The organism is Thermomonospora sp. CIF 1, assembly GCF_001896795.1.
Lineage (GTDB): Bacteria > Actinomycetota > Actinomycetes > Streptosporangiales > Streptosporangiaceae > Thermomonospora > Thermomonospora curvata.
Genome location: NZ_MOYN02000002.1, coordinates 14,704 through 41,198 on the forward strand (window position 1 = coordinate 14,704; position 26,495 = coordinate 41,198).

Annotated in this window: 26 protein-coding genes, 1 tRNA gene and 1 pseudogene; 8 read left to right on the plus strand and 20 right to left on the minus strand. The window is 70.4% G+C overall.

Features of this window, described 5'->3' with window-relative positions; all coding sequences use genetic code 11:
* Nucleotides 1-223: 223 nt before the first annotated feature.
* Both BUE48_RS00140 and BUE48_RS00145 read right to left on the minus strand, forming a co-directional pair.
* The gene (locus BUE48_RS00140; RefSeq protein WP_286988222.1) at nucleotides 224-1,078 is read right to left on the minus strand and encodes an RNase H family protein; all 855 of its coding nucleotides are present in this window, start codon (nucleotides 1,076-1,078) and stop codon (nucleotides 224-226) included.
* Between the two features lie 411 nt (nucleotides 1,079-1,489).
* Nucleotides 1,490-1,771, minus strand: a complete 282-nt coding sequence (locus tag BUE48_RS00145; protein WP_012850420.1) for a hypothetical protein — start codon at nucleotides 1,769-1,771, stop codon at nucleotides 1,490-1,492.
* 133 nt (nucleotides 1,772-1,904) lie between these two features.
* Between BUE48_RS00145 and BUE48_RS00150 the strand changes: the two genes are divergently transcribed.
* A complete protein-coding gene (locus tag BUE48_RS00150; protein ID WP_286988223.1) occupies nucleotides 1,905-2,435 on the plus strand; it encodes a pyridoxamine 5'-phosphate oxidase family protein in 531 nt (176 codons plus the stop codon).
* A gap of 33 nt (nucleotides 2,436-2,468) precedes the next feature.
* On the opposite strand, the pseudogene BUE48_RS00155 reads toward BUE48_RS00150, so the two are convergent.
* Nucleotides 2,469-3,376, minus strand: a pseudogene (locus BUE48_RS00155) (helix-turn-helix domain-containing protein).
* A gap of 966 nt (nucleotides 3,377-4,342) precedes the next feature.
* Here BUE48_RS00155 and BUE48_RS00160 point away from each other — a divergent pair.
* Nucleotides 4,343-5,401 carry a DUF418 domain-containing protein gene (locus BUE48_RS00160; RefSeq protein ID WP_286988225.1) on the plus strand — a complete coding sequence of 353 codons (1,059 nt, stop codon included), beginning with the start codon at nucleotides 4,343-4,345 and terminating at the stop codon, nucleotides 5,399-5,401.
* A 114-nt stretch (nucleotides 5,402-5,515) separates the two neighbouring features.
* On the opposite strand, the gene BUE48_RS00165 is transcribed toward BUE48_RS00160, so the two are convergent.
* From BUE48_RS00165 to BUE48_RS00175, 3 genes are all read right to left on the minus strand, one after another.
* The gene (locus tag BUE48_RS00165; protein WP_286988226.1) at nucleotides 5,516-7,861 is read right to left on the minus strand and encodes a HelD family protein; all 2,346 of its coding nucleotides are present in this window, start codon (nucleotides 7,859-7,861) and stop codon (nucleotides 5,516-5,518) included.
* A 350-nt stretch (nucleotides 7,862-8,211) separates the two neighbouring features.
* A complete protein-coding gene (locus BUE48_RS00170; RefSeq protein ID WP_286988227.1) occupies nucleotides 8,212-9,081 on the minus strand; it encodes an aldo/keto reductase in 870 nt (289 codons plus the stop codon).
* A 191-nt stretch (nucleotides 9,082-9,272) separates the two neighbouring features.
* Nucleotides 9,273-9,743, minus strand: coding sequence for a hypothetical protein (locus BUE48_RS00175; protein WP_012850426.1), 471 nt, complete (start codon nucleotides 9,741-9,743; stop codon nucleotides 9,273-9,275).
* A gap of 209 nt (nucleotides 9,744-9,952) precedes the next feature.
* Between BUE48_RS00175 and BUE48_RS00180 the strand changes: the two genes are divergently transcribed.
* Nucleotides 9,953-10,072 carry a DLW-39 family protein gene (locus BUE48_RS00180; RefSeq protein WP_012850427.1) on the plus strand — a complete coding sequence of 40 codons (120 nt, stop codon included), beginning with the start codon at nucleotides 9,953-9,955 and terminating at the stop codon, nucleotides 10,070-10,072.
* 432 nt (nucleotides 10,073-10,504) lie between these two features.
* Here the strand turns inward: BUE48_RS00180 and BUE48_RS00185 are convergent, their stop codons facing one another.
* Nucleotides 10,505-11,503: a peptidoglycan-binding protein gene (locus BUE48_RS00185; protein WP_286988229.1), complete on the minus strand. Its 999-nt coding sequence runs from the start codon at nucleotides 11,501-11,503 to the stop codon at nucleotides 10,505-10,507.
* Nucleotides 11,503-11,670 (minus strand): hypothetical protein, encoded by a 168-nt coding sequence (locus tag BUE48_RS00190; protein WP_286988231.1) that lies wholly within the window; start codon nucleotides 11,668-11,670, stop codon nucleotides 11,503-11,505. The genes BUE48_RS00185 and BUE48_RS00190 overlap by 1 nt, the downstream gene beginning before the upstream one ends.
* A 347-nt stretch (nucleotides 11,671-12,017) precedes the next feature.
* Here BUE48_RS00190 and BUE48_RS00195 point away from each other — a divergent pair.
* Nucleotides 12,018-12,090, plus strand: a tRNA-Ala gene (locus tag BUE48_RS00195).
* Nucleotides 12,091-12,138: 48 nt separating this feature from the next.
* Here BUE48_RS00195 and BUE48_RS00200 read toward each other — a convergent pair.
* The 12 genes from BUE48_RS00200 to BUE48_RS00255 all read right to left on the minus strand — a co-directional run bounded on the left by BUE48_RS00200 (nucleotide 12,139) and on the right by BUE48_RS00255 (nucleotide 20,182).
* Nucleotides 12,139-13,491: a tyrosine-type recombinase/integrase gene (locus BUE48_RS00200; protein ID WP_286988233.1), complete on the minus strand. Its 1,353-nt coding sequence runs from the start codon at nucleotides 13,489-13,491 to the stop codon at nucleotides 12,139-12,141.
* Complete coding sequence (locus BUE48_RS00205; RefSeq protein WP_182704301.1) at nucleotides 13,491-13,748, minus strand: excisionase family DNA-binding protein; 258 nt, start codon at nucleotides 13,746-13,748, stop codon at nucleotides 13,491-13,493. Before BUE48_RS00205 ends, BUE48_RS00200 begins: the two co-directional genes overlap by 1 nt.
* A complete protein-coding gene (locus tag BUE48_RS00210) occupies nucleotides 13,745-15,403 on the minus strand; it encodes a replication initiator (RefSeq protein ID WP_286988235.1) in 1,659 nt (552 codons plus the stop codon). The genes BUE48_RS00205 and BUE48_RS00210 overlap by 4 nt, the downstream gene beginning before the upstream one ends.
* On the minus strand, nucleotides 15,400-16,767 hold the full coding sequence (locus BUE48_RS00215) for an FtsK/SpoIIIE domain-containing protein (RefSeq protein ID WP_286988236.1): 1,368 nt from the start codon (nucleotides 16,765-16,767) through the stop codon (nucleotides 15,400-15,402). The genes BUE48_RS00210 and BUE48_RS00215 overlap by 4 nt, the downstream gene beginning before the upstream one ends.
* A gap of 18 nt (nucleotides 16,768-16,785) precedes the next feature.
* Nucleotides 16,786-17,109 carry a hypothetical protein gene (locus BUE48_RS00220; RefSeq protein ID WP_286988238.1) on the minus strand — a complete coding sequence of 108 codons (324 nt, stop codon included), beginning with the start codon at nucleotides 17,107-17,109 and terminating at the stop codon, nucleotides 16,786-16,788.
* A 14-nt stretch (nucleotides 17,110-17,123) separates the two neighbouring features.
* Nucleotides 17,124-17,390 (minus strand): hypothetical protein, encoded by a 267-nt coding sequence (locus tag BUE48_RS00225; RefSeq protein WP_012850436.1) that lies wholly within the window; start codon nucleotides 17,388-17,390, stop codon nucleotides 17,124-17,126.
* Nucleotides 17,390-17,827, minus strand: coding sequence for a hypothetical protein (locus BUE48_RS00230; protein WP_012850437.1), 438 nt, complete (start codon nucleotides 17,825-17,827; stop codon nucleotides 17,390-17,392). The genes BUE48_RS00225 and BUE48_RS00230 overlap by 1 nt, the downstream gene beginning before the upstream one ends.
* A gap of 277 nt (nucleotides 17,828-18,104) precedes the next feature.
* Nucleotides 18,105-18,680: a GntR family transcriptional regulator gene (locus BUE48_RS00235; protein WP_286988239.1), complete on the minus strand. Its 576-nt coding sequence runs from the start codon at nucleotides 18,678-18,680 to the stop codon at nucleotides 18,105-18,107.
* 133 nt (nucleotides 18,681-18,813) lie between these two features.
* Complete coding sequence (locus BUE48_RS00240; protein WP_148232873.1) at nucleotides 18,814-19,236, minus strand: hypothetical protein; 423 nt, start codon at nucleotides 19,234-19,236, stop codon at nucleotides 18,814-18,816.
* A gap of 4 nt (nucleotides 19,237-19,240) precedes the next feature.
* Nucleotides 19,241-19,546, minus strand: a complete 306-nt coding sequence (locus BUE48_RS00245; RefSeq protein WP_012850440.1) for a hypothetical protein — start codon at nucleotides 19,544-19,546, stop codon at nucleotides 19,241-19,243.
* Complete coding sequence (locus BUE48_RS00250; RefSeq protein WP_148232874.1) at nucleotides 19,543-19,806, minus strand: hypothetical protein; 264 nt, start codon at nucleotides 19,804-19,806, stop codon at nucleotides 19,543-19,545. The genes BUE48_RS00245 and BUE48_RS00250 overlap by 4 nt, the downstream gene beginning before the upstream one ends.
* A gap of 85 nt (nucleotides 19,807-19,891) precedes the next feature.
* Entirely contained in the window at nucleotides 19,892-20,182 is a 291-nt protein-coding gene (locus BUE48_RS00255) for a hypothetical protein (RefSeq protein ID WP_286988242.1), read from the minus strand.
* 448 nt (nucleotides 20,183-20,630) lie between these two features.
* Between BUE48_RS00255 and BUE48_RS00260 the strand changes: the two genes are divergently transcribed.
* From BUE48_RS00260 to BUE48_RS00275, 4 genes are all read left to right on the plus strand, one after another.
* Nucleotides 20,631-21,410 (plus strand): aminotransferase class IV family protein, encoded by a 780-nt coding sequence (locus tag BUE48_RS00260; protein WP_012850443.1) that lies wholly within the window; start codon nucleotides 20,631-20,633, stop codon nucleotides 21,408-21,410.
* Nucleotides 21,411-21,446: 36 nt separating this feature from the next.
* Complete coding sequence (locus BUE48_RS00265) at nucleotides 21,447-22,421, plus strand: SUMF1/EgtB/PvdO family nonheme iron enzyme (protein WP_217265431.1); 975 nt, start codon at nucleotides 21,447-21,449, stop codon at nucleotides 22,419-22,421.
* A gap of 1,794 nt (nucleotides 22,422-24,215) precedes the next feature.
* Nucleotides 24,216-24,929, plus strand: coding sequence for a nucleotidyltransferase domain-containing protein (locus BUE48_RS00270; protein WP_286988244.1), 714 nt, complete (start codon nucleotides 24,216-24,218; stop codon nucleotides 24,927-24,929).
* Nucleotides 24,930-25,015: 86 nt separating this feature from the next.
* Nucleotides 25,016-26,401 carry a sulfatase family protein gene (locus BUE48_RS00275; RefSeq protein WP_286988245.1) on the plus strand — a complete coding sequence of 462 codons (1,386 nt, stop codon included), beginning with the start codon at nucleotides 25,016-25,018 and terminating at the stop codon, nucleotides 26,399-26,401.
* Nucleotides 26,402-26,495: the final 94 nt, after the last annotated feature.

Sequence of the window (26,495 nt, forward strand, 5' to 3'; positions counted from 1 at the left end):
CCGGCCCGCCCGTCCGGACGAGCCGCCGCTCATCGTCCGGGGGACGAGCGCACAGGGTATCGGTCGTCTTTCCAGGGGGGCCGACCGCACCGCGGCCGAGCCGCGCCGGCGCGTCCGGGCGCTCCCGGGCCCGGTGAACGTCGGCGCGGGCACGTTCTGGAAGGCAAGGCGCGAGAGCCTGCGGGTGGCCGTGCCGACGGCTCCGCCCGCGGGCCGGGGGTGCTCAGCCGGCCCCGGGACGGCTGTGCCAGGCGTGCAGGAAGGCGGCGGCCAGGTCCTGGGCGCGGGCGGTGAGCGTGTCCACATCGCCGTCCTGGTCGCCGGCGATGCAGCGGCGGGCGAGGCCGGCCAGGCCGTCGGCGGCCTCGTTGAGGGGGTGGCCGCTGTGCCCGGCGACGTGTTCGAAGCGCAGCCCGGGCCGGGAGGCCACCTGCTCGGCCAGCCGCACCAGGGTCGGTTTGGTGCTCTGGGCGGCGGCGCCGAAGCGGGGGCGCAGGCTGTAGCCGTTCGGCATCAGGCCGACCCGGCCGGACTGCCAGGCCCGCAGGAAGCGCAGCGCGCCCCTGCTGTCGATGAGGAGGGTCATCGGCCGGTCGGTGTCCAGGTCGGTCAGCAGCATGTGGACGGCGCGCAGCTCACTGATCATCGCCCCGGACCTGCCGTTGGGGTTGAGCATCCCCCGGTAGGTGCCGCCCGCGCATCCCCAGTGGCCGGCGCTGCTGACGTATCCCCAGCCGACGTGGGGGTGCTTGAAGCTGGCGTCGGTGGCGGCGATGAGCACGGCCGCGTCCGCCCAGCGGCGCTGCTGCCCGCGCAGGCCGCGCCGCACGATGGCGGCCGGCTTGCGGGGGCGGGCGGGCAGGGCGCGCACCAGCGCCTCGGCCCGCTCGATCATCAGCTCGGCCGAATGCTGGTCGCCGAGGTAGGCCGCGTCGAAGGCCAGGGACACCGCCTCGGCGATCTGCCCGGGGCGTCCGGCGCCGAACACGTGCGGGCGCAGCGCGACGGCCCGGGCCCGCAGGTGCTCGGCGAGCAGGTCCAGCGACTTGTCGAAACCGGCGGGCGACAGCGTGGACATGGGGCCTCTTCGGCTGGGCGGCGCTGCTGGGGGACGGGCGGTTTACTTCACAGTAGCGAGGTCCGGGCGGGATGGACATATTCCCGGGCGGCTCGCTGTCAGATGGCGTTGACCCGGGCGGGGACGGCGCCGGCGGGCGCCGATGCGTGCATTCACGCGGGCGTAAGCCGAAGGAAGAGTTTTCTACGGCGATCTTGCAGAGCCTCTTAAAGGGGAGGGGCGTTGCGGAAAGAGCGCCGACGTCGGGGTGATGCAAAAGCTCTGGAAGAGGAGTTTTCGAAAAGGGGCGCCATTGGCGTCGGCAGGGCGCGGGCGCAGATCCTGAAAGCGGGTCTGCATTCGAAAACCGGTGCCTGGAGCACGCGGGTGGAAAAGGCCGGGCAGAGCGTCTTGCGGGGACGGCGGGCCAGGTCAGGCGCTTCGGCTCGGCCGCGAGCGCATGCTCTGGGCGGCCCTGCGCTGGGCGGCGGCGCGGCGGGCCCGGGCCATGCTCTCCCGCACCCGGGCCGCTCCCCGGGCGGCCACCGAGGCGTCTTTGACCCGGTCCCCATAGACGGCCAGGACCTCTTTCACGGGAGGCGGTGACCATTCCTCCCGGACGGGCTGCGCCACGGACTTTCCGTCGGCGGTGGAGAGCGTCAGCGGCGTGCGGCAGTGGGGGCACCGCACCGCCGAGTGGGCTTCGGTGCTCATACCGCAAATCATTCCCCAGGGGTCTGACAAAACAATCATTCGCCCGGCGCAAGAACCGGCCCGCCGGCCCGGCCGGGAACGATGAGTTCTGCGGGCCCGCCGGGTCGGTACGGGCGGACGAAGGGGGAAGACCATGACGATCAAGGAACCGGTGACCGAACTGAACCCGGCTTTCAGCAGCGCGACGGCGACCGCGACCGAGTGGTCGCAAGGGGAGGCGACCCTGGCGGAGGCCGAGCTGTACTGGCTGGCGACCGTGCGGCCCGATGGGCGTCCGCACGTCACGCCGCTGCTGGGCGTCTGGCTGGACCAGGCCCTGCACTTCGTCACCGGACCGCAGGAACGCAAGGCCCGCAACCTGGCGGCCAACCCGCACTGCGTGCTGCTGACCGGGCGCAACTCGCTGCGGGAAGGGCTGGACGTCGTCGTGGAGGGCGACGCCGAGCGAGTGGACGACGAGGCCTATCTGCGGCGGCTGGCCGGCGCCTTCGCCGGCAAGTACGGCCCCCAGTGGCGGTTTCAGGTGCAGGAGGGCGCGCTCCGGCGCTCCGAGGGCGGCCGGGTGTGGGCGTTCAAGGTGACGCCGGTGAAGGCGTTCGGCTTCGGCAAGGGCGAGACCTACAGCCAGACCCGCTGGCGCTTCCAGCCGCGGCCCGCCGGCTGAGGCCGTCGCCGCCCCCGGCCGGGCGCTGAGGGCTCACTCGTCCAGCTCGCGAAGCAGCCCGTGCAGCAGATCCGGCGTCCGGTCGGGCGGGGGGATCTGCGCGCACAAAGCGTCCAGGGTCCGTGAGTAAAGGTCGATGTCCTGGCCCCTGTCGAGGTACTGGGCGCTGTCCAGGTGCTCCAGGTAGACCACATCGGGCAGGTCGGGCTCCTGGAAGCGCAAGAGCGTGAACGGGCCGCCGGGCGCGCCCAGCCCTTGGCCGAGGGGCGCCACCTGCAGCGTCACATGGGGCAGCGAGCACAGCTCCAGCAGGTGGGCGAGCTGCTCGCGCATCACCCGCCGGCCGCCCAGCCGCCGCCGCAGCACCGCCTCGTCGAGGACCGCCCACAGCTTGGGCGGGTCCGGCCGGGTGAGCAGCCGTTGCCGCGTCTGCTCCAGGGCGACCATGCGCTCGTGCTCGGCGGCCTGGGAACGCGGATGGCGCAGCCGGGCCACCGCCCGGGTGTACTCCTCGGTCCGCAGCAGGCTGGGGACGAACTGCACCTCGTAGATGCGCAGCCGGGTGGCGGCCTCTTCCAGGGCCACGTACAGCTCCAGCCAGCCGGGCAGGATGTCGCCGAACTCATCCGACCAGTGCGGCATGGCGGCCCGGTGGCACAGCGCCATCAGCCCGGCCCGCTCGGGCCCGTCGGGATCCCGTAGAAGGTGAGCAGGTCGGCCACGTCCCGTTCCTTGATGCCGACCCGCCCCAGCTCCAGCCGGCTCATCTTGGAGGCCGAGCCGCGGATGACGTAGGCGGCGTCCTCGCGCGTGATGCCCCGCTCCTCGCGAATGCGGCGCAGCTGGGCGCCCAGCAGCATGCGCAGGACGGTCGGGCCTCCCCGGGACGAATTGAACATCCGGCTTATAGGCGGCTCGTCAACCGGGTCGGCCATGGACATCAATGCTCCTTTGCATGACGAGCCGGACATTACCTGGCAGGGGCGCTCGGGAGGGGCCTACCACCGTATCGTGCATTGCCTGACAAGTGGCATGGGATCTGCGGTTTTGCGGAAACATTGCGAATTCTGTCGCTCTCGGCAATGGCTTGCCGGGCGGCCTGGGAGGGGGCGGGTGCTTTCGTGCGCGCTTGTGCGGCTGAAAACTTCCGCTCCCGCACCGTGTCCGATAATGGCTCGACGCCGCATCCGCAATATGCCGCCCGGTCGATGGTAGAGAGGCCCTCGCCGTGCGGGTACCGACTATGAGAAAGCTCACAAGCGGTCTTTCCGTTCCGTGAGCATGCCGTTCACGGAGGCCTCTCCGACTTTACCGGTGGGGTTTATGGTCCGTCCACAGGACGGCGCGTGAGAGGACTCGGAGGCGGCGGCCGGGTCATCTCTGCGGCGCGGACGGCCGCTCGGGCGGCTCCCCGAGGGGGCGGGTCGCGTCCGGACCCGCTCCGGCTCCGCCGTCCACCGGGCCTGGCCGCGGCGGGGCGCGCCGCGGTTGAATCGGGGCGTGGAAAACCCGGCCCGTCCTGGGGACAACCCTGGGGACAGGCGGTGTACAACCACGCCTCTGCGCTGGTCGGGGCCTGTGGAGAGAAGTTATCCACAGGCTGTGGACAGTCATGTTCCCGGCGAGTATCCACAGCGTGTTCCACAGCGTCTCCTCCGGGCGTGGACAACCCCCGCGAATCTGGGGATTGTCCTGGGGAAACACTGTGGGCGACCTGTGGGTTCCGCAGCTCAGCGGCTGTGTAGAACGGTTATCCACCGCCTGTGGATAACTCCCGTCGCGGGGATGGCGGACGCTGTGCACGACCGCCTGTGGATAACTCCCCGCCGCCCGCTCCGCCCCTCCTCCCGCCTGGCACTCTGGCAGTAGCGGCGCAGGCCGCAAGCGGACGAGGACCGGCAGGGCGGATGAGGCTGGAAGAGGAGCGCCGGGAACGGTACGGCCCCGCAGCGAGCAGGGACGACGGCCGCCCCGGATGGGCACGGAGCGGCCGGATCGGCGAGCTCGACGCGGTGCGGGGCCTGGCGCTGTGCGGAATCCTGCCGGCCAACATCGTCGCCATGACCGGGATGGCCGGGGACGAGATCAAAGCCGAGCCCGGCGTGCTGCGGCACCTGTACGAATGCCTGGTGCACCAGCGCTTCTTCCCGGTCTTCTCGGTGCTGTTCGGGATCGGCGCGGCGATCTTTTTGCGGACCGCGCGGACGGGCGCGGAATCACCGCGGGCGGTCCTGCTGGCCCGCTTGGGGTTCTTGCTGATGTTCGGGCTGGCGCACCAGCTGCTGCAGCCCGGCGAGGTGCTGGTGTACTACGCCGTCACCGGGATCGGGGTGCTGCTGCCCGCCACGTTCCTGCCCCGGTGGGCCGTCCTGGCCTGCGGGACGGCGGCCGTGCTCGCCTCCCTGCTCCTCGCCGGCGGAGGCGTCACCTTGATCCCCGGCCTGTTCCTGCTCGGGCTGGCCGCCGTCGACTACGGCGTGCTCGACCTCATCGCGCGCCGAAGCCGCCGGATCACGGCGGCCTTCGCGGTGACGGCGCCGACGGCCGCCGGGCTGGGCCTCTGGCAGGTGCTCATGGGCGCCTCGGCCTTCGGCACCCCGCTGCCGGCGGCCGCCGGGGTCGTCACGGGCGCCGCCTACGCGATGGGACTGCTGGTGGTGCTGCGACATGAGCGCGTGGCCGCGTTCCTCTCCCCCGTCCTGCAGCCGCTGGGCAGGCTGGCGCTGACCAACTACATCACCGCCTCGGCCCTGGTGCTGATGGCCGACCGCCTGCTCGACCTGGGCGGCGACCCGCGCGTCGCGGCCCCGGCCGGCACCGTGGCGGGGATCCTCGCCGCGCAGACGGTGTTCAGCCGCGCATGGCTGCGGCACTACCGCTACGGCCCCCTGGAGTGGCTGTGGCGCTGCCTCACCTGGTGGCGGATCGTCCCCAACCGGCTGCCTGCACGCCCTGCCGCCGGCTGAACACCGAACCTTATGTCAACACGCCGCCTCCGCAGGCCGGGACGGGGACGCCGCAGCGGACACCACCCGGGCCCTTGGCGCAGGTGTTGAAAAGTTCACCGCCGGCGCGCCCGTTCAGCGGGCCGCCGAGAGGATCTGCGGGGGAGAGGGCAGGCGGGTCAGCGCCGCGGGAAGCGGATGCTCGCCGGTGTGCACAATGCCCATGCGTTTCGTCGCTCTGGTCAACGCGACGAATAGGTCGTTGGGACCCTGCGCGCCTTCGGCCAGAATCCGGGCCGGCTCGACGACCAGGACGGAGTCGAACTCCAGCCCTTTGACCCCGCCGGCCGTCAGCACCACGAGCCGTTCCCGCAGGTCCGCCTCTTCGCCCGGGCCGGTGGACGCGCCGAGCGCCCCGGCCAGCTCCTCCCGCAGCGCCGCCGGCGTCACGACGGCCAGGTGACCGCCGCCCAGCGCGGCCAGCTCGGCCGCCACCAGGGCGGACAGGCGGGCGGGCAGCTCACCGGCGGGAACCTGCGCCAGCCACGGCGGTGAGCCGGCGTGGCGCACCGCCGCCGGCGGCCGAAGGTCCTCGCCGGTCAGTTCGGCCCGCACGGCGGCGGCGAGGTCCATGAACTCGGCGGGCGTCCGGTAGTTGACGGTCAGCCGCTCCAGCCGCCAGCGGCCGGGAACGCAGGCATCCAGCACCTGCGCCCAGGACCAGACGCCGCCGGCGCCGCCGGTCTGGGCCGGGTCGCCGACCACGGTCATCCACCGGGCCGGGCAGCGGCGCAGCAGCAGCCGCCAGGCCATCGGCGACAGCTCCTGCGCCTCGTCCACGACGATGTGACCGAATGCCCAGGTCCGGTCGGCCGCCGCGCGCTCGGCGGCGGTCCGCGGGTCCGGCTCCTCGTGCCGGTCGGCCAGCGCCGCGGCGTCCACCAGGTCGCCGGCGGTCAGCGCGGCCTCGGCGTCGTCGTCCAGGTCGGTGGAGCGGGAACCGAACGTCACATCCAGCACGCCCTGGGCGTAGGCGATCCGGCGGCGCCGCTCGGCCTCGGCCCGGGCCCGGGCGGCGCGGTCGTCTGCACCCAGCAGTTCGGCGGCCTCATCGAGCAGCGGGACGTCCGCGGGCGTCCAGGGCGCCGACGGGTCCCGCAGCAGCGACTCCCGCTCGGCCCGGGAGAGGCCGGGGGCGGCCGAGGCCAGCCGGTCGGGGCAGGAGTACAGGTCGGCCAGCAGCCGCTGCGGCGTCAAGACGGGCCACAGCCTCTCCAGTGCGGCGTGCACGGCCGGGTCGCCGGCCAGCTCCCGGCGGATGGCCGCCACGTCCTCGGCATCGAACAGGTCGTCGACCCGTTCGCCGGGCTCCAGGTCGGCCAGCACCTCGGGCACCAGGATGCCGGCGTTGAGCCGGTCGGCGGCCTGGCGGGCCAGCGCGTCCAGGATGTGCCGGACCACGATCGGCCGGGCCCGGTTGTGCGGCAGGCGCGAGCGCCGGGCCGCCTCGCGGGCGCGCTCGCAGGTCGCCCGGTCCAGGTGCAGCACCAATCCCTGCTCGGTCTCGATCCGTAGCGCCTCGCGGGGAACCCACTGGCGGTCCTTGACGGCGGCGGCCACCACTTCGGCCATCATCGCCCGCCCCTTGATCTCGGCGACCTGCGGCGGCTCCGTCCCGTCGGCCCGCACCCCGGGGAACAGCTCGCCGATGGTCGCCGCCAGCACTCCGGTCTCTCCCAGCGCCGGCAGCACCTCCTCGATGTAGCGCAGGAACGTGCGGTTGGGGCCGACGATGAGCACTCCGCGCCTGGCCAGCAGGTCCCGGTGGGTGTAGAGCAGGTAGGCGGCGCGGTGCAGGGCGACGACGGTCTTGCCGGTGCCGGGGCCGCCCTCCACCACCAGCACGCCCCGGTGGCCGGAGCGGATGACGGCGTCCTGCTCGGCCTGGATGGTGGCCACGATGTCCCGCATCCGGCCGGAGCGGTCGGCCTCCAGCGCGGCCAGCAGCGCGGCCTCGCCGATCTGCGGGGCGTCGGCGTCTTCCCGCCGGGCGTCGAGGAGTTCGTCGTTGAGGTCGATGACGCGCCGGCCTTGGGTGCGGATGTGCCGGCGCCTGTGCACGCCCTGCGGGGCCACCGCGGTGGCCAGGTAGAACGGCCGGGCGGCCGGCGCCCGCCAGTCCAGCAGCAGCGGCTCGGCGTCCGGGTCGTCTGCGGCGTCCTCGGCGGGCAGGCCGATGCGGCCGATGTAGCGGCTGGGGCCGTCCCGGAAGTCGAGCCGGCCGAAGCACAGCCCGCGCTCGGCCGCCGTCAGGCGGGCCAGCCGCTGGGTGTAGCGGGACGCGGCGGCCTCGCGGTCCCAGCGTCCCTGGGCGGTGCCGTCGGAGTGCCGCAGCACGTCCGCCAGGCGGGCCGCGGTCTGCTCCCTGAGCCCGTCCAGCCGCCGGTAGAGCCGCGATACGTATTCCTGCTCGCGCGCCATTTCGGCTTTTGACAAAATGCCCTCCGAGGGGTATAATTAAAGAGAGGGTTTTGTTTTTGGTGGCGGGGTGAAGAAATAACGATAACAGCCCGCCGTGCATTCCCCGCGACTGGATTCCATCAAGCCTTTTCAGCGCGCCGTCTTCATCGCTCGCTTACGGTTCCGCGACGTTGCGGACGGTACGGCGACCTGGGAGAACCCCGCGCGGGCAGCCGAGGCTCCCGTTCCGGCAACGGGCCGTCGCGCGCCGAAAGGAGCTGCTCCCTCTTTCCCCGGAGGGGCGACGGGATGAGCCCACGACCGCGCCGCGGGCGCATCCCGCCTCTTATGGTGAACCGCCGATATGCGGTTCAGGCCGCCTTGCCGAGCTGGGCGACCTCGTCGTCGGTCAAGGAGATCGTGGCGGCGGCGAGGTTCTCATCGAGATGGGCCACCTTGGAGGTGCCCGGGATGGGCAGCATGACCGGCGAGCGGTGCAGCAGCCAGGCCAGCGCTATCTGGGCCGGAGTGGCCTCATGCCGGGAGGCGACCTGCGCCAGCGTGCCGCCGGCCTCGGCCAGGCGGCCGGTGGCCAGCGGGAACCACGGGATGAAACCGATGCCGTGCCGCTCGCAGTGCTCCAGCACCGGCTCATGCTGGCGGCTGGTGAGGTTGTAGAGGTTCTGCACCGTGGCGATCTCGACGATCTTGCGGGCCTCCTCCAGCTCCGCCACGCTGACCTCCGACAGCCCGATGTGCCGGATCTTGCCCTCGCTTTGCATGTCGCGCAGCACGCCGAGCTGCTCCTCCAGCGGCACCTTGGGGTCGATCCGGTGCAGCTGGTACAGGTCGATGCGCTCCAGCCGCAGCCGCCGCAGGCTCATCTCCACGCACTGGCGCAGGTACTCCGGCCGGCCCAGCGGCTCCCAGATGTTCGGCCCGTGCCGGGTGAAGCCGCCCTTGGTGGCGATCACCAGGTCGTCGGGGTAGGGGTGCAGCGCCTCGGCGATCAGGTCCTCGCTGACGAACGGGCCGTAGGAGTCGGCGGTGTCGATCAAAGTCACGCCCAGCTCGACGGCACGGCGCAGCACCCGGATCGCCTCGTCCCGGTCGGCGGGCTCCCCCCACACCCCGGGCCCGGTGATCCGCATCGCCCCGAAGCCCAGCCGGTGCACCGGCAGGTCGCCGCCGATGCGGAAGGTGCCGCTGGCCGCGGCGGGACGCTCGGTCAGGCGGGTCATCTATGCCTTCTCCCTATCTCGATGCCACAGACGGTGAACCTTGTTTCCGCCACGCGGTTCGCAGGGGACGGGCCTTCACCCGAGCCCCGCCCCGACTGCGGCGTACCCGCACGGGACCTGCGAAGACGGCGTGACGGAAACGGTTCGGCGACGATCTTCAGTCTGGCAAGCGCCCCGGGCGCGGCGGCCGGTCAAAGACCGACCCGCCACAGCAGCAGGATCAGCCCGGCCAGGATCAGCCCGGCCACGGCCAGCGGCACCCTGCCCAGCAGGAGCGTGAGAAGGTACCCCAGCAGGATCACCCCGGTGACCGCCAGCATGGCCCGGCCCCCCGGCCGCCTGGCGTCCAGGTCCTCCTCGTCGTCGAATTCGCCGTCCGGACGGTGCGGATCCGCCGGGTCCGTTTTCCGGCCGCCAAGGCCCGCAAACCGGTCATCGATGCCCGGATTCGGCTTGTCCGGGCTTTCCGGGACCGAATCGTCCCCGCGCCCGTCAAGATTCCCCCCAAGCTCGCCCAAGGTTCCATTCCCCGGGCGCGGGCCCGTGTCCTCCTCCTCCGGCCATCGGTCGTCCATGCCTCCGGGACCTGTGGCAGGCCAGGAGATCCCCGCCGACTCCTGCAGCTCGCGCTCCCAGAGGTCGAAGTCGTCCTGTACACCCATGAGGACTCCCTGACCGTCGCCCGGACACTTCACCCGCAATCTCCATCATCCGTCCTTCCCTGTCCGGGGGCGATGAACGGTCCGGTGGACGGGTGAAATTGGGCGACGGGGTGCGGAGGGGGCCGTTCCGGTTGCTAGGCTGCGGAGAGCCCGGGGAAGCGGCCACTTGCCCCTCCCGGGCGGGAATTGTCGAGGCGAAGGGGTCCACCATGAAGAAGCTGATCGTTCTCGCTGTCATCGCTCTCGGCGGCCTGGTGGTGTGGCGTCGCCTGCAGCAGGACCGCGCCGAGCTGGACCTGTGGACCGAGGCCACCTCCTCCGAGAGCTGACCGGCGGCCCGTGGGGCGTGCGTCCCCACCCGGGTTCAGCCGCACGGGAGCGCCTGAGCTTCCGTGCGGCCGGATCGCACGCGGCGGGGCGGCAGACCGCTTGAGCCGCGTGCCGGGCCATGGCGGGACGCCGGGGAAGACCCCGATGCCGCCCTGGGCCGCGTCCCTCCCGGTGATCGCGCCCAAGCAGCCGGGCTGCACCGGACGCGGCCCGTTCGCGGCGGCCCGCCTGCCATGACCGTGTTCTTCCGCGTTTTCCACACGGGATCCTGAGGGCCGGGGAGGGAGCCCAAGCGGTCTCAGGCAGCCCTCAGGACACGTGCTCGACTTCAGCGACCCCGTCCCGACCCGTTTTACGCACCGGGACGTCGAAGCGGCCCCCATCCAGAACACCTGACCTGGATGGGCGGCGCGTGCGTTCCGTCCCCGCCGTCAGGTGATGGGCGCCTCCCAGGCCTGCCGCCAGGTCACCGGGCCGACCACGCCGTCGACGGCCAGCCCTTTCTCCTCCTGGAAAGCCCTGCACACCTGCTCGGACCGAGGGCCGTAGGCCCCGTCCACGGTCAGGCGCCATCCGCGCTTGCGCATCTGCGCCTGCCACCGGCGGACATCGTCCCCGCGCATGATGGGCGGCTGCTTCAAATAGCGGCCCGGCCACGGCGGAGCCTTCGCCGCGGGAGGCTTGGGCTTGTCAGGGGCCGCATGTCCCAGGGCACGCGCCAGCGCGGCGGCGGTCTGCGGCCCGTACCGCCCCGTCACCCGGTCGACCTCATCGGGGTGCTTGCTCTGGAAGGACCTGACCGCCGCTTCGGTCTCCGCGCCGAAATCCCCGTCCACCCCGTACTCGGGCAGACGCTCACCGGCCTTGAGCAGGGCGCTCTGCAGATCGCGGACGCGATCCCCGGTGTCCCCGCGCTTCAGCTCCGGCTCGCCGGAGGGGGCCTTGCCGTTCCACTTGTAGGGCTTGTACGCCGGCCGGCCGTACCCGGCGATCACATCGGCGCTCCGGACGCGCCGCTTGACGGCATTGCCGGTGTTGCCCTCGATCGTCTGCACCCGGCCGCCGCCGAGCACCTTCTCGACGACGCCGACATGGTCGATGGCGCCGATCGAGTCGCTGCGGCCCCAGTCGAAGAACACGATGTCCCCCGGCTCGGCCCTGTTCACGTTGGCGACGGTGCCGGGGTACCAGCGTCCGATCTTCTGGAAGTCCTGGGCGTGCCAGACCGTGTAGGCCCGGTCCCCGCCCGGCAGGACGGCCGCCTCGTTGCCGCTCTTACGCGCCCAGTAGGTGACCGCCATATCGCACCACGCCGCTTTCCTGAACTCCTCCCCGTGCCGCCCGGCGTAGTCCAGCGTGATCGCGTTCGGCACTCCCGACATGCCGAGGGCGGCCCGGGCCGCGGCCAGCATCCCGCTCGCGTCGCCCATCAGGCCCCCTTCCCGCGGAAGATCCCGTCCTGGTCCGGCTCCCCGTACAGTTCGCGCAGCACCTGCTCCTCATCCGGCTCGGTCGCCCGGTGGACGCCCGGATGCACGTCCACCTCGCTCATGCGGGCGGCCTCCGCCGAGCCTTCCGGTTCCCTGACGTCGGGCATGATTCATCCTCGCTTTGATCTTCGAAGCCGGGAATCGACCGTGGCACGCCCGCAACAACCGGCAAGGACGTGCCACGTCTCCATCACGACGACGCGCCCAACGCACCGGGCCACCGCGGCACTTCGACCTTGCGACCGGCAGCGCCCGACGAGCACGGCGCCGCCACGCCCCATCCTCCGACGCCCCCGGGCCTCCTGCCAGCCGATCGGGTCAAGTCGGACCCTTTCGACACATGGGTCTCCCCCTCCCCGCCACCCCTGCGGGGGCGACTCGCCACCCCGCCCGCACGGTGTACGATCGGTCGCGTTCTCCATCACAACCTCATAGGCACCCCACCGGAGAACAAGGGGCCTTAGCTCAGTTGGCAGAGCACTGGCTTTGCAAGCCAGGTGTCAGGGGTTCGAATCCCCTAGGCTCCACCTGCGACAACGCCCCCATCCGGATCATGGACGGGGGCGTTCGTGCCATTAACGTGCCATTAGCCCACCGGCGCCAGCACCCTCATCACCGTCACCGTCACCGTCAGCGACCGCCGCCGCCTCGATCTGGGCGTCCAGCGATGCCGCGATGGCCTTGTCCGCCTCCGACGTGGCGTGCTGGTAGATCAGCGCCGCCCGCACCGAGTCGTGACCCATCCGGCGCATCAGGTCCCGCAGGCTCGCACCGCTCCGAGCGGCGATCGTGTTGCCGGTATGCCGCAGGTCGTGGAAGTGCAGGCCCGGGACGCCGAGCGCCGCCACCGCCTCACCCCACCGGGACGCCCGCCGGAAGTTGCCCCGCCGCAGCACACCACCGTTCGCCCCGGTGAACACCAGCGCCGCCGGATCGTCGGCGGTGTACCGGTCGAGGTGATCGCGTATTGCCGGAACGATGCCCGCCGGGAAGACGACGGTACGGGCACCGGCACGGGACTTGGTCGGCCCGAGCACCAGGTCCCCGGAGTCCATCTCCAGGTATTGCCGCCGTACCGTCACCGTCCGGGCCGCCAGGTCGATGTCCTGACGCTGGAGCGCCACCGCCTCACCCCAACGCAGACTCGCGAACGTGGCCAGCAGGACCAACGCCCGGAACCGATCATCACGGCGAACGTTCGCCTCCCCCTTGTCGGCCAGCTCGGAGAGCATCTGTTCGGCCGCCGCCTTGCTCGTGAAGGTGGTCGGGAAGGCGCGCATGGTCGATCCGTCCGGGAGCTGGTAGCGCAGCCGGTAGGCACCCGAGGGCAGCTTGCGGACATTGCCGACCGGCCGCCGGCCGATCCGGTCCGCCAGCTCGAACACCTGGGGAACGGTCAGCACCGGCCGCTCATCCGGCTTTTCATCACCGGCACCGCGGATTCGGCACGGGTTGCGTGGGATGATCCGGTCGTCTTCGGTCGCCGTGGTCAGGACCGCGCGCAGCAGCCGGTACGCCTTGGCGGTCACCGAAGCCGACACGCCCTCACTGAGCAGCGTCATACGCCACTCCCGGATCATGGGAGTGCTCAGCTTGCCCAGCGCGACACCGCCCAGGTACGGCGCGATGTGCCGACGCAACAGCCGCTCGTACAGTTCCACCGTCCGGGGCCGCAGGCCGGGACGCTGTTCGATCCACTTCGCGGCGTAGTCCCCAAGCTTGACTTTCGCCCGGTCCGGGTCCGTCCACTCCCCGTTGAGGATCTGCGCCTCGACAAGGGTCAGGTACCGATCAGCGTCGCCCTTGGTGGCGAACGTGCTGGGAGCGGTACGCATCTTGCCGTCCGGCCCCGGATACCGGGCTTGGTAGCGCCCTGACGGCAGCTTGCGGATATTGCCGAAACGCCGGTGGCCCGCCCTGTTGGCCATCAGGCCGCCCTCCAGACATCGGACGCCGTCAGGGGCTCCACCACACCGCCGGCGATGAACTCACGAAGCGCCGACTCGGGGATGCGGACATGCCCGCGCTTGCCCTCCTCACCGAGCCGAACGAACCGGATCCGCCGCTCCGCGATCAGCCGCCGAGGGAACCGCTCGGAAGTGTTGAGCAGTTCAGCCGCCTCCGCCACGGTCAGCAGCCGATCACCGGGCGGGAGAGGGTTGGTCTTCGGGGGGTTGCTGGTCACGCTGCCTCCGGAGTTGCCGAAAGTTGAGTGGCCATCTGTGTCGCTTGGTCGAGTTGCCGTCGTCGTTGGATGCGTTCGTCGATCAGGTGCAGCAGCCGTTCATCCAGCGGTCTGACGTCCGGGTCACCAGGCCCCGCCCGCTCCCAGGCGTAGACGCCGTCCGGGTCGTCGGGCCGGGCGGCCGGGATGCCCGCTTCGGCGAGGCGGGCGAGGACCCAGGCTTTGCGGTCGGCTTTGTGGTCGGCCAGGGTTTTGCCGGACCACTTGCGGGAGACCAGAATCCGCCGGCCTCCGTAGCCGAGGTGTTCGCGGCGGTGTGCTTTGCCTTTGCAGAAGCCGGGGACCAGGCCGGGCCGGGGGTTCTTGGGCTGGATGCCGTAGCGCAGCCAGTTCGCGCACGTCGGGGAGCACGGCTCATACCGCAGGGCGTCCGCCAGCCGGTCGACGTGCGCCCGCTGGGCTTCGGTCTGCGGTGTGTGGCATTCGGCGACGTTCTTGACCAGGTACTTGGTCAGGTAGCCGATGCAGCGCCGCGCATCCGGAGTGTCCGCCAACACCCCCTCGGCGTGGACCTGAGGACCGAACCGGACCACGTGCAGCGGCTCGGCGTCCGGGTCCGCCCCGAGGGCGTCCAGGGCGTCATCCCAGGTGGGCAGCACCTCCCCGGTGTCCGGGTCCACATAACCGCCCACGCCGTCATCACCGGCCGCCGCGTCCCAGATCGGAAGCCGCCCGTTGGGGTAGACGATCCGATCAGTAGGGGGCCACCACACTTGGTGGTAGGTGGCCGCCGCGACCCGGCGGAGGTCGGCGCGGGAGATGGTGCCGCGGATCGCCATGTGCAGATGCGGCGCCAGCCGGCGTTGCGGTTCGACGGTGGCGAAGTACTGCACGTCGTAGCCGACGAAGCGGCGCAGGTTCTGCACGAACCGGTCGATCAGCTTGGAGAAGTGCAGTGCGTCCCTGGCCGCCCGCCGGTAGTCGTAGGTGGCCGGGTCGACCGGGGTGCCGTCCGCCCGCACCTTGCCGTAGCTGTCGAGGGTGAGGGTCAGGAAGATCGACGGCCGGAAGGTCTTGCCGCCCTTGCCGAGGAACGTCCGCCCGACCGTGCGGTTCTCCACCGGCCGGCGGGGCAGGTCGGGCACGTCCTGGCGGCGGCGGGTGGAGCGGGTCCGCCGGGACCGCTGGTCGCCGGTGCGGAGCCTGCCCGCGACGCCGGTGCGTTCGATCTCCCGATCGAGTTCCAGCAGGAGCCCGTCCCACCAGGCAAGGTCCCCATGCTCGTCCGGCCGCCCCGTGGCCTCCACCGCATCCCGCCGCGCCTGGGCGTGGGCGCGCAGTTGCATCAGGTGGCGCTGTTGGGCATCCGGGTCGGCCCGCTCGATGACCGGTTCGGAGTCGAGGTGCCAGCCCTGGCCGCACTGCACCGCCCGGAGCTTGCGCTTGCGCTCAGCGCACGAGGGGCAGACCGAGGCCAGGGTGTGCCCGCAGGGCACGTCGAAGCGTTCGCTCTCGCCGGTGGTCAGGTTGACCCGCCGCATCGGCACCGGCCGGATGCACACCCCGTGCTCGACCGCCACCGCCTTGACGACCTCCCGCGCCAGCGGGGCCAGCGTCTTGACCGGCGCTGTCGTCTGTTCGGGACGGCCGGTCATGCGGCCTCCGGCCGGTAGGTGCCACCCGACAGGGCGTAGGCGACCATCTGCCGGATGTCCTCGTCCAACACGTACGCCGCCCGCACCCGCACCGGATCCGGGCAGGTCTCCAGCCGGACGAACCCGACACCGGCCCCGACCTCCGGAACGGTCGAGATCTGGTCGGCCAGCGCGCCCCGGTCCCGTGCCCCGTCGCCCAGGACCATGTCGACCTGTTCGTCCTCATCCAGCCGCAGCGCGATCCGGTCGGGGAACAGGTTGCGCAGGTTGTTGACCTCTTTGCGGGCGTCCTGCTGGGCGCCGAGCACGCAGTAGCCCACCGACCGGCCCTGACTGGTCAAGATCGCCAACGCGGATTCGGCCCGCTTGCGCAGGTCGCGTTCGGGGCTGTAGGCGGTCAGGAACGCCAGCTCATCCACCACGATCAGCCGGAACGGATGCTCCACCGAGGGGACGAACGTGCGGGTGTGGCCGGCGAACTGGTCGGCGCGGGCGTTCATGTCGCCAGCGGCCTCCTCCAGCAGCGCGACCATCCCACCGCCAGGGTCGGAGGAGTACCGGCCGAACCGCTCGAACAACACGCGGCCGTAGGACAGCTCCATCCGTTTGGGGTCGATGGCCCACACCTCGACCAGCCCGGCGACCATCAACGGCAACACGCCACGGATCACCGACCACAACACCGAACCCTTGCCCGACCCGGTCGCGCCCGCCACCAGGACGTGCGTGCCGAGGAGCCGCAGCCGCCACGGCGAACCGTCCTCCAGGCGGCCGACCTCCACCGCCCGCAGGTCCACCGCAGATGCGTCCGGAATCGGCAGCGCCGGAATCGGGGAGGCCAGGGCGTCGATGCGGACGAACTCCAGCCACACACGGCCCGGCCGATCCCCCTCCCGGACCCGCACCAGGGTCGCGCCGAAACCGTGCGCCAGGTTGGCCGCCACCTTCTCCCAGGCGTCGGGAGCCTGCCCGCGAAGCATCTGCACCAGCAGCCGGTCCGACGCGGCCCCGCACTCGACCCGCCGCAGCGTCGGCAGGTACTCGCGGCCACGGTGGGTTTTCGTGAGTCCGGCGGTGACCAGGACCGGTTGCCAGTGCCGCCGGTACACCCACCAGCCCCGCCACCACGACCACGCCGGACGGTAGACCCGGCGCACGAACGACGCCCGATCCACCGCCGCCCACACCCCCAGGCCGACCACGACCACCAGGCCGACGAGGGCGGGCACGTGCCAGCCGTACCGCCAGGCCAGCCAGCCGGCCCCCACCACGGCACCGGAGACGATCGGGTGGCGCAGGCAGAACACCACCGCGCGGGCCAGGAGGCGGAGCAGGTTGACGAGCAGGACCAGGCCCTCGGGCATGTGCCAGATCGGCGGCGCTCACTTCGGCGCGGCGAACGGATCCCGTTGGGCTTCGACGGCGACGTTGTCGCCCGGCTTGACCTTGCGGAACTCCCACGACATACGCTTGTTCACCTCTTCACTTCTGCACTGGTTGGGGAGAGCGACGTAGGCCGTGATCGCCTCGGCCAGCCGGTGCGCCGTGGCCAGGTCGTCATCGGTCGCCAGGCCACGGGTCGCGGGCGAGATCATCAGGCTGAGGTCACCGGCGCTGATGCTCAGGATCGGCCCGCTCTCCGGCCGGTCCGGGTACGTGGAGCAGGCAATGTAGGCGTCCGCGCCCAACAGCACGCTCAGCGACATGAACGAGGACCGGGTCACGCCGCCGCCCCCTTGCCGGTCCGGGCCGAGGAGCGTCCGGAGCGGTAGAGCCGTTCGACCTCAACCGCGTAGGCCGCCGCCTGTTCGGCCAGCCGCCGGGCGAACTCGACCTCACCGGCCCCGAGCCGTTCCGGAAGGGTCAGGGTGACCAGCAGCCGACCGGCCGAGACGGTGAACAGCGGTGTGCGCGAGCGGAACGCCTTGAACTCGCTGGAGGCCCCGGACCCGACCGGCAGCGACAGCGCCGACACCCGCCCCGCCATCAGGCCGCGTCCTTACCGGCCGCCGGACGAGCACCGCCCCGACCCGCCGCCGGAGTGTTGGGAGCCTGGACGCCGGTCGCCCGGTAGGAGTAGGCGATACGGGTGATCGGCTCACCCTGCGGGTTCTTGCCGGACACCTCGACGTACGGCGTCACCGTCATTCCGGTGAACTCCACCGGCCTAAACGGCCCCATCACCGGCTCCGGCAGCACCGGGCACTCCCGCGCGATGACCCGGACCCGGATCGCCGACGCCTTGTGCTTGGCGGCCGGGTCGGCGTCGTACACGTCCACCACCCACACCGGCAGGCCGGTGTCCTTGTCGATCTCCTGCCGCTTGGTGTCGAAGTTGGTCAGCGGCTCGGCCTGCCCGGTGGCGTAGACGCCGTGCGGGAACACCTGCCCGAACTCCACCGGGATCCGTCCCTGGATACCCATCCACATCACTCCTTCTCCGTATGTCCACTCGTCCGATCAAGTGGACTACTGTCAGCATAGGTGACCAACTCATGCGGACAAGTGGTGGAGTAGGTGACCTAGATCACATTGGAGTGATCAGTCGGGGACGCTGTAGACGTCTTCCAGCTCATGGAGCGTGCCGGGCATGACGACCTCGACCGCGAACAGCGCCGCATCGGTGGCATCATGCGCGGTCGCCAGGATCGACAAGACCGGATCAGAGGAACCGACCTGGAGCAACGTCGGCTCGTCGGCATCAGGCAGGCGAAGCGGTGAGCCGTTCGGCGATGTGGTCGATGCGCAACTGCCTGACAGAGCGCAGGTGCGCGCGGACACCGACCGGCAGCGGTGAGTCCGATCCAAGATCGGTGCCGTAGGCCAGTTCCGGCGGAAACCAGCAGGTCACCAACTCGGAGGGCACACCGTCCCGCGTGCTCACCCAGCGCCGCATGACCAGCGAGGCGCCCTCGCCCAGACCCAGCACGGCCACCACGGGCGAGGGTGCCGGCACCGTGCCCACCTGGACGAGACTCACGCCGTCGCGGGTCTCTGGTTGGTCGAGCACCGCCAGGCCGGGCCGGGTGACCTCACGTTCGGATGCAGGCCGCCCCTTCACGAACGAGCCCCGCCCGTGCTCACGGACGATCCACCCGTCCTGTTGGAGCATCTGCAACGCCCGGACCACGGTGGTACGTCCGACCGCGAACTCTCGCACGAGCTGCGATTCCGAGGGCAGCATCGAGCCGGGCGGGTACTGGCCCTCCTCGATCCGCCGCCGCAACTCCAGCACGACACGCGCGTACTTGGGAGGCTCGAAATCCAGACTCGGCATGGCGACCACCTGACGACTTGGGTACATGAGCGCACAAGCGCCTACGGCACTCTAACGCCCCCCGCCCCAGCCCGTCACCCCCGACCCCAGCCCTGACCAGGACTTTCAATCAGCCCACGAGGGGAAGAGGTCATCAATCCGTCTCACGGCACAGGGCCAGGCAGACCGTCACATGCAGATGGACCAGCGCCATCGCCGGGGCGAGCGGCGCATCCGCCGGAGGCGGTGACCACGCGGCACCCGGAGGGGTGCGCATGACCTCGGCCATCCACTCCCGAAATCCGCGATCGGAGCAAAACCCGGTGTGCTCTGCGGCGATGTCGTCCGGGGACCGGCCGGTCAACCGCGCCAGCTCCCACACCCCGCCTTGCACCGTGGCCGCCAGCATCCCCAAGAACCGCAACTGACCGTGCCGACGAGACAACTTGACGGCCAACCGTTCCACCTCAAGGAACGCCTGTTCGCTGACCCGGCCCCCCTCGGAGTCGCCGTAGGGGAGGCGCAACCCCGCATCCAGCAGCCGACGAACATCACGTGCCGCACTGGCCCGCCCCACCACCTCACCCCGTTCCCATGCTGCCGTGCCCTCGATGGTGCTGGGAGCCGTACACCGGCCAGAACCCCAGTGCCCCGCGGATCTGCATGCGCAGGTCGTCCGGTTCGGGTGATTCGAGCATGCGCCAGCCGCCGGGGCCGGGCACCATCGCCCGCCACAGGCCGGAGGCCAGCCCGTACCAGATCGTGATGTTGGGGAACTCGTCGCCGAACTCCCGTCGCGTCAGCCGCCAGACCGCTTCCAACTGGTCGGCGCGTACGGCGGGAACCCAACGGCCCGCCTCGTCCGTCGCTGCTGCTGCCCCGCTCACGCCGGTTCCCTCCAGGGGTCAGTGACGATTGCGCGCGCTACGCCCTCGGGGTCATCGGCCGGGCCGATGGTCCGCCCGTCGCTCCAGACGAACCACCATTCGCCGTCGGTGAAGTCACAGGCGATGTCCTCCGGCGGCCGGACCGAATGCGGGTAGATGACCCGCAGCACCACCGGGCCGTGCCAAGCCCGCACCAGCGAAGCGCCGAACCCGTCGCCGTCCTTTTCCAGACAGAGGCGCAGGGCCTCCAGGTGGGTCACACGCGGGTCAGACGCCGACCCCTCAGCGCCCGCCACCACATGCAGGTCAACGCCATGCAGCGCCGCGCGGCGAGCGTGCCTGCCGCTACGCCCCGGCATCGGGCACCGCCAGGCCCTTGACCGCCACGACCGCCTCATGCAGGTGCGCGTCATCGGCCGGAGCGATCATCACGCCGTTCGCCGATCGGAACCACAGCTCACCGCCGCAGTCGTCCCGGACCTGGCAGCGCACCTGCACCAGCACCCCCGGCCCGCCGGAGACCACCAGCAGCGGATCGGACTCCGCCAGCTCCACCGCGAACCCATGCGCCCGCAGCGCTTGCGCCAACGCCCACAACCGCACCCGCTGCAAGTCCCGCTCCCGAGGGGCATCCATCGCCCGCCCCGCACCACGCATGAACCCATCACCTCCTGGCCGCTCCAACAGCACGCCAAGCACGCACCTCGACCACCGATCAGCGATCCGATCCCGGCGACCGAGGCAGCCGGCCGCCTCCGTAAACCCCGCAGGCTCCTCACGCCGCCCGCGTCGCCCGTGGAGGGCTGCACTTCAAACAAGGCGTACGTGCCAGCCCAGGCCCCGACCGCTCATCCCGCCGCCCGACCAACACCGCCCGGCGAGGATGAAGCCACTTCCAGCCACGCCCACCGCAGGACGTGCACTCCCTTACGGAACGCTCACCCCTCATACCTCTAGGCTTCCGAGGCACCGAGCGAGTTCCCATGTCTCACCCCCGCCTCAGCGCTGAACTTTGACTGCACTTCGGTTAGATCACCCGCCCTCCGCGGGCTCACTGATCAGCCGCAATGTCAGACTTGAGCGCATGGCGGAACTCGACGGCGCACCTGTCGCCCCCGAAGCGCTCCAGGCCCTAGGGCTGATCAACTATGGTCACTTCACGTCCATGCGCGTCGATGACCAGCACGTACGCGGACTCTCGCACCACCTTGACCGACTGGTTCGTGATTGCCGAGAAGTGTTCGATGCCGACCTGAACCGTGACAAAGTGCGCGAATACATCCGGCGCGCGATCAGAGACAAGCCCGGATCGTTCGTGGTCCGGGTCACCGTCTTCGACCCGGACCTAGAGCTGGGACGCCCCGGAGCAACGGCCGAACCTCGCATCCTGGTCACCACGCGTCCGGCCGGAGCCTGGCCGCCGCCCCCGATGCGCGTCCAGTCAGCCAGCTATCGCCGCGATCTGCCCCACGTTAAACACATCGGTCTCTTCGGCCAATTGTGGTGCCGCCGGAACGCCCAGCTCAACGGGTTCGATGACGCCCTGTTCATCGACAGCTCATCCTTTGTCACCGAAGGTGCGACGTGGAACATCGGTTTCTACGACGGTGACCGCGTCATCTGGCCGAGCGCCGATGTCCTGCCAGGCGTGACCATGCGACTGATCACCCAAGTTCACGAGCAGACCATCACGGCTCCGGTCAACCTTCGCGATGTGCCCAGCATGGAAGCCGCGTTCGCTACCAACACCACCGTAGGCGTTCGCCCGATCACCGCAATCGACAACGTGCAACTACCGGCCGAGCATCCCATCTTCGAGACACTCCGCAAGGAATACGAAGAGATCCCGCCAGAGCGCATCTGACGGTCAGCGATCCCCTAAAACCCTCCAGGAGAATTGTTGCCCATCACCATCAAACTCTGGTCAGGCCGTGAAGCGCGAGCCCTCCGCGAGGCAAAGCGGATGAGCATCCGTGATTTCGCTGCACATCTGGGCGTCAGTGAGCGCATGGTTTCCAAGTGGGAGAAAGAAGCGGAGAACATCCATCCTCGGCCGGTGAACCAACAGGCCCTCGACTCATCCCTAGCGGCTTCCACCCCGGAAGAACAAGAGCGGTTCGCCGCATTGGTCGGCGAAACGGTCCAGCACACCCCCGCCGCCGTACCCGACACCCAGGCCAGTGCACCACCAGGCGAACCGCTCCCGCTGAACGAACCACACCAAGTCCGCCACCCCATCGACGGGAAGCTAATGACCCTGGTCGATGCTGGTGTCTTCCTGGCGGGAGAGAAGGACGAGCCCGTTTACCTGCCCGCGTTCTATATTGACGTTTTCCCCACCACGAACGCCGACTACGCCCGTTTCGTCGCAGCAACCGGCCACCCTGCTCCCCAGCACTGGAAAGACAACAGCCCGCCGGACAACCTGCTAGACCACCCCGTGGTGTTCGTCACCTGGCACGACGCCACCGCATACGCCCAGTGGACCGCCAAGGCTCTACCCACCAGCCAACAATGGGAGAAGGCCGCCCGAGGCACCAGAGGTGACACCTATCCTTGGGGTAGCCAGCTCACCCCCGCGAAATGTAACGTCCGCGAAAGCGGAATCCGTACCACCACCCCCGTCAACCGCTACCACAGCGGCGTAAGCCCATATGGCGTCTACGACATGTGCGGCAACGTCTGGGAGTGGTGCTCCACCCAGTCCGAGCCGGGCCGCTACGAACTCAAGGGCAGCGCCTTCACCAGCCCGTTCAAACGCTGCACGCCTGCGAACTTCAACGATGCCTCCGCCGACATGCTTGACGATGACACCGGCTTCCGCTGCGTCACCCCCGCCGAAACCATGCGCGCCCTCCTGAAGATGAACAGCTAGCGGCCCCCGCAATCGTTGCCGAATTCAGCTTTTTGAGATCAAGGCGGCGGCGCTGCGCGCCGCCGCTGCGGCCCGCCGGCCACGCCGCCCGGCGCGTGCGGCGTGGGCGCCGGTCCCCGGGCGGCGAACCGCCGGGCCGCACACGACGACATCGCTACGTCATGCCTCCCGACCTACTCGCGCTTCGGCTGTGCATCGGTTCCCCGGGGTACAGTGACGGCCTCCGAGTAGACACCGAAGGTGACCATGGCCGCGGAACTGGCCCCGGAGTTGAAGCATGCGCTGAGGCACTTGCGCAAAGTCCGTTCACGACGACCGTGTGAGTCCGAGGGCTTGGCGGCATTTGCGGACTGGCGTGAGGAGATGGCCGGGGCTCTGGAGTTGCTTGCCCGCCATCTCCTCTACGAGGAGGACCGTGCGCAGGCCGCAGCAGAGGCCGCCCAGGCGCGAAGCGAAGCCGCGCAGATCCGAGCGCAGGCCAGACCTTAGAACGGTGCCTCCGGCGGGGGCACTCCGGCTCCGAGAAGCCCAGGCGTACCCGTGACGGTGGTCTGTGGTGACGGTGGAAGCCTGGTCTGCCCGCCTACCGCCGTCCCAGGCACAGCCGAGCAGACCAGGGCCAGGCCGCGAAGGTCGTTCGTCCAGTGGGGCGCTCCACCTTCACGGCCTGGCCCTGGCCCGCTCCCCGGAGGGTGGGACGACGGCAGACGGGAAGACCAGGCAGGGTGAGCCGTGCCGCGAAGCGCGGCGAACAGCCAGATCAGAGGCCCGCCGTCGTGCCATTAGCGTGCCATTAGGGGTGGTGATCAGGGGGCAATCACGGTCACTTGCGGATCATGGGGTGCGCTGGTCAGAGGGGGGATCGGGGGTGATCTCCGCGGATTTGCAAGCCAGGTGTCAGGGGTTCGAATCCCCTAGGCTCCACCCAGCCGAAAGCCCAGGTCAAAGCCTCATGCTCCGCCTGGGCTTTGATCGTTTGAGGGGGCTTGCCGGCGTGTGCGCCCGGTGCATGCCCGATCGGGTACGGCGTGCGGTGATCGCGTTGGGCTCGTTCGGCGCATGCGGGGTGGGCGCCGGTCGCCGGGCGGTCGCAAGACGTCGGCTATGTGATCATCTAGCGGTGAGCTACGACCTGCCGTATGGGAGGGCGAACGCCCTGAAAGCGACGAGCAGGCCCTCCGAATCCATAAGGCCTTGTACAACAAGTACATCGCCAGTCGCGTCGACATCCCGCCGACGCCTTTGATCGCCGGTTCGTCCGGCTCCTGTTGCAGCGCTGGCCCGAGCTGAGCGAGGACGAGAACACGCCGTGGTCGACGGCGCCGCTCATCAACGAGGCCTGCGGTCCCTACATCTATTTCCCGTGTCGCTCAGCCGAGCCGGTGAGGCGTCCGCCTACGCGGCCGAAGTCGCGGCACGGCTGGGTCTGGTCTGCTTCGACGTGCAGTCGTGTCGGCTCTGCTGACGCCGGGCCCTTGACCGGACCCCTCATGGTCTGAGGCAGAGGAGCTGCGGTTTTTTCAGGGAATTGACCCGGTGGTGACGGCGTGGTCCTTCACAGATCGCTCCTGTGCCGTCCTTCTCCTGTCTTCGCGAGTGCTCAGGCGCCGGCTTGCGGGCCGGTGCCGCTTCTCGGCGGCAGCGGTCGCTGGGGAAACCTCCCCTGCATCCGGACGCCCGAAGCGGCCGGGCGCATGGCAAGGATGTAAATCGCTGGAACATGTGTCCCGCGCCGTGCGAACGTTGAGAAGCGGTGGGTTCTGGGCGCCCGGGAATGATCTGAAGAGGAAGGGCATGACCGACACGCTGCTGCTGACGGGAGTGGTCGGGTCCACCGCCTACGGCCTGGCCGGGGCCGATTCCGACGTGGACGTGCTCGGCGTGTACGCGGCCCCCACCACGGTGTTCCACGGGTTGCACCCGCCCACCGAGAGGACGGCCACGAAGGTGAGCACCGACCCGGACCGCACCCTTCATGAGGCCGGCAAGTTCGCCAGGCTGTGCCTGTCGGGCAACCCCACGGTGACCGAGCTGCTGTGGCTGCCGGAGGAGCTGTACCAGGTCCGCACGCCGCTGGGGGAGGAGCTGATCGGCATCCGCACGGCGTTCTTGAGCGCGCCGCGCGTCCGTGACGCCTACCTGGGGTATGCCACCCGGCAGTTCCGGAGGCTGGAAGCCCGGGGGGACGGGTCGTTCAGCGCCGACACCCGCAAGCGGGTGGCCAAGCACGCCCGGCACCTGGCCCGTCTCGTCCACCAGGGGCTGGAGCTGTACCGCAGTGGGCGCCTCACCGTCCGGCTCGCCGACCCCGAGTGGTACCTGGACTTCGGGGCACGGGTCGCCGCCGGGGATTTGGATGTGGCACGGGCGCTGATGGCCCGGGGGGAGGCCGACTACGCCGCCGCGCGCACCGTGCTGCCGGAGCGGCCCGACGAGGATGCCGTCGAGCGGTGGCTGCTGAAGGTCCGCGCCGCCCACTACACGCACCCGTGCTGCAAGGGGGATTGAGGTGACGTCCCGGACGGCGAGCGCACTTTCCCTGACAGGCGGCCTCCAATAGATTACTCTCTGTGATTTCAGGGAGTGGGGAGCGTGTGTCCGGGACGTTCCCGTTGACGCGGCGCAGGGTGCTGCTGTCCGGGGCGGTGGCCGCCACGGTGGCGGGGATCTGCGGCGGGACGTCCCGTCCGGTGTCGGGCCGGGGGCGGCCCAACGTGCTGCTGCTGGTCACCGACGATCAGCCGCTGCATACCGAGTGGGCCATGCCGGTTCTGCGCGACATGATCAAACGGAGCGGTGTGCGTTTCACCCGCGCCTATGCCACGACGCCGCTGTGCGGGCCGTCCCGTGCCTCGATCCTGTCGGGGCGGTACGCCCATAACCACGGGGTGCTGCAGAACGGCCGTCCCGAGCGGCTGGATCAGAGCACCGTCCTGCCCCGCTACCTGCGGGAGGCCGGGTACCGCACCGCGATGTTCGGCAAGTACCTCAACGGCTGGGACGTCCACCAGGCTCCGCCGCACTTTGACGAGTACGCCCTCATGCACCCGCCCAAGTACGGCGAGACCTGGTGGAACGTCAACGGGAAGGTGAGCAGGAAGCGCGCCTACAGCACCTCCCTCATCAGGGACCACGCCGTGCGGTTCCTGCGGCGGCACCGCGCGAGCGGACGCCCGTGGTTCCTGTACCTGACTCCCTACGCCCCCCACGCGCCGTTCACCCCTGAGGCGCGGTATGCGAATCTGAGCGTCCCTTCATGGCGCGGCAACCCCGCCGTCGCCGAGTCGGATAAGCGGGACAAGCCGTTCTATATTCGGCGGTCCGACCCCGATCTTCACCGTGCCCGCCGCATCCGCGCCGGTCAGCTGCGCACCTTACGCTCCGTGGACGACCTGCTCGGCGCGGTGCGGGACGAGCTGCGCGCCCAGCGCCGGCTGGACGACACGCTCATCATCGTCATCAGCGACAACGGCTACTGCTGGGGAGATCATGGCTGGCACGCCAAGAGCGTCCCCTACTCCCCCGCGGTCCGCATCCCGCTGTACCTGTCGTGGCCGGCCGGCGGGCTCGGCAGGGGCACCACCGACGACCGGCTGGTGGCCAACATCGACATCATGCCCACGATCTTGGACGCGGCGGGCATCGATCCCGGCGCCGCGAGACTGGACGGCCGGTCGCTGCTGCGTCCCGGGGAACGCGACCGGCTGCTGTTGGAATGGTGGAAGAGGGGCCCGGGGCAGGCCGGGCATAGCTGGGCGGCCACGGTCACGCGGGACTACCAGTACATCGAGCACTACGACACCATCCTGCGCCGGGGCAGGCCGGTGGGGTCGGGAGCGGTGGTGCATCGCGAGTACTACGACTTGCGCAAGGACCCGCACCAGCTCACCAACCTGCTGCACCGCACGGGGTCCGGCGTGGCGCGGCGGCTGGACGTGGCGGGTCTGTCCGCCCGCCTGGCGGCCGACCGGAGGGCCTGACCGCGAACCGCCGTCCCGCATCCGCGCGAGTTCCGCTTCGGGGCGTGCCCGGACCCGCTGAAGCGGTCGCCGGACGAGTCGTTCCCGCAAGGGC

Excerpts from the sequence above, each read along its gene's own strand:
- BUE48_RS00140 (WP_286988222.1), bottom strand. The coding sequence starts at position 1,078 with ATGTCCACGCTGTCGCCCGCCGGTTTCGACAAGTCGCTGGACCTGCTC.
- BUE48_RS00145 (WP_012850420.1), bottom strand. The coding sequence starts at position 1,771 with ATGAGCACCGAAGCCCACTCGGCGGTGCGGTGCCCCCACTGCCGCACG.
- BUE48_RS00150 (WP_286988223.1), top strand. The coding sequence starts at position 1,905 with ATGACGATCAAGGAACCGGTGACCGAACTGAACCCGGCTTTCAGCAGC.
- BUE48_RS00160 (WP_286988225.1), top strand. The coding sequence starts at position 4,343 with ATGAGGCTGGAAGAGGAGCGCCGGGAACGGTACGGCCCCGCAGCGAGC.
- BUE48_RS00165 (WP_286988226.1), bottom strand. The coding sequence starts at position 7,861 with ATGGCGCGCGAGCAGGAATACGTATCGCGGCTCTACCGGCGGCTGGAC.
- BUE48_RS00170 (WP_286988227.1), bottom strand. The coding sequence starts at position 9,081 with ATGACCCGCCTGACCGAGCGTCCCGCCGCGGCCAGCGGCACCTTCCGC.
- BUE48_RS00175 (WP_012850426.1), bottom strand. The coding sequence starts at position 9,743 with ATGGGTGTACAGGACGACTTCGACCTCTGGGAGCGCGAGCTGCAGGAG.
- BUE48_RS00180 (WP_012850427.1), top strand. The coding sequence starts at position 9,953 with ATGAAGAAGCTGATCGTTCTCGCTGTCATCGCTCTCGGCGGCCTGGTG.
- BUE48_RS00185 (WP_286988229.1), bottom strand. The coding sequence starts at position 11,503 with ATGGGCGACGCGAGCGGGATGCTGGCCGCGGCCCGGGCCGCCCTCGGC.
- BUE48_RS00190 (WP_286988231.1), bottom strand. The coding sequence starts at position 11,670 with ATGCCCGACGTCAGGGAACCGGAAGGCTCGGCGGAGGCCGCCCGCATG.
- BUE48_RS00200 (WP_286988233.1), bottom strand. The coding sequence starts at position 13,491 with ATGGCCAACAGGGCGGGCCACCGGCGTTTCGGCAATATCCGCAAGCTG.
- BUE48_RS00210 (WP_286988235.1), bottom strand. The coding sequence starts at position 15,403 with ATGACCGGCCGTCCCGAACAGACGACAGCGCCGGTCAAGACGCTGGCC.
- BUE48_RS00215 (WP_286988236.1), bottom strand. The coding sequence starts at position 16,767 with ATGCCCGAGGGCCTGGTCCTGCTCGTCAACCTGCTCCGCCTCCTGGCC.
- BUE48_RS00220 (WP_286988238.1), bottom strand. The coding sequence starts at position 17,109 with ATGTCGCTGAGCGTGCTGTTGGGCGCGGACGCCTACATTGCCTGCTCC.
- BUE48_RS00225 (WP_012850436.1), bottom strand. The coding sequence starts at position 17,390 with ATGGCGGGGCGGGTGTCGGCGCTGTCGCTGCCGGTCGGGTCCGGGGCC.
- BUE48_RS00230 (WP_012850437.1), bottom strand. The coding sequence starts at position 17,827 with ATGGGTATCCAGGGACGGATCCCGGTGGAGTTCGGGCAGGTGTTCCCG.
- BUE48_RS00235 (WP_286988239.1), bottom strand. The coding sequence starts at position 18,680 with ATGCCGAGTCTGGATTTCGAGCCTCCCAAGTACGCGCGTGTCGTGCTG.
- BUE48_RS00255 (WP_286988242.1), bottom strand. The coding sequence starts at position 20,182 with ATGGATGCCCCTCGGGAGCGGGACTTGCAGCGGGTGCGGTTGTGGGCG.
- BUE48_RS00260 (WP_012850443.1), top strand. The coding sequence starts at position 20,631 with ATGGCGGAACTCGACGGCGCACCTGTCGCCCCCGAAGCGCTCCAGGCC.
- BUE48_RS00270 (WP_286988244.1), top strand. The coding sequence starts at position 24,216 with ATGACCGACACGCTGCTGCTGACGGGAGTGGTCGGGTCCACCGCCTAC.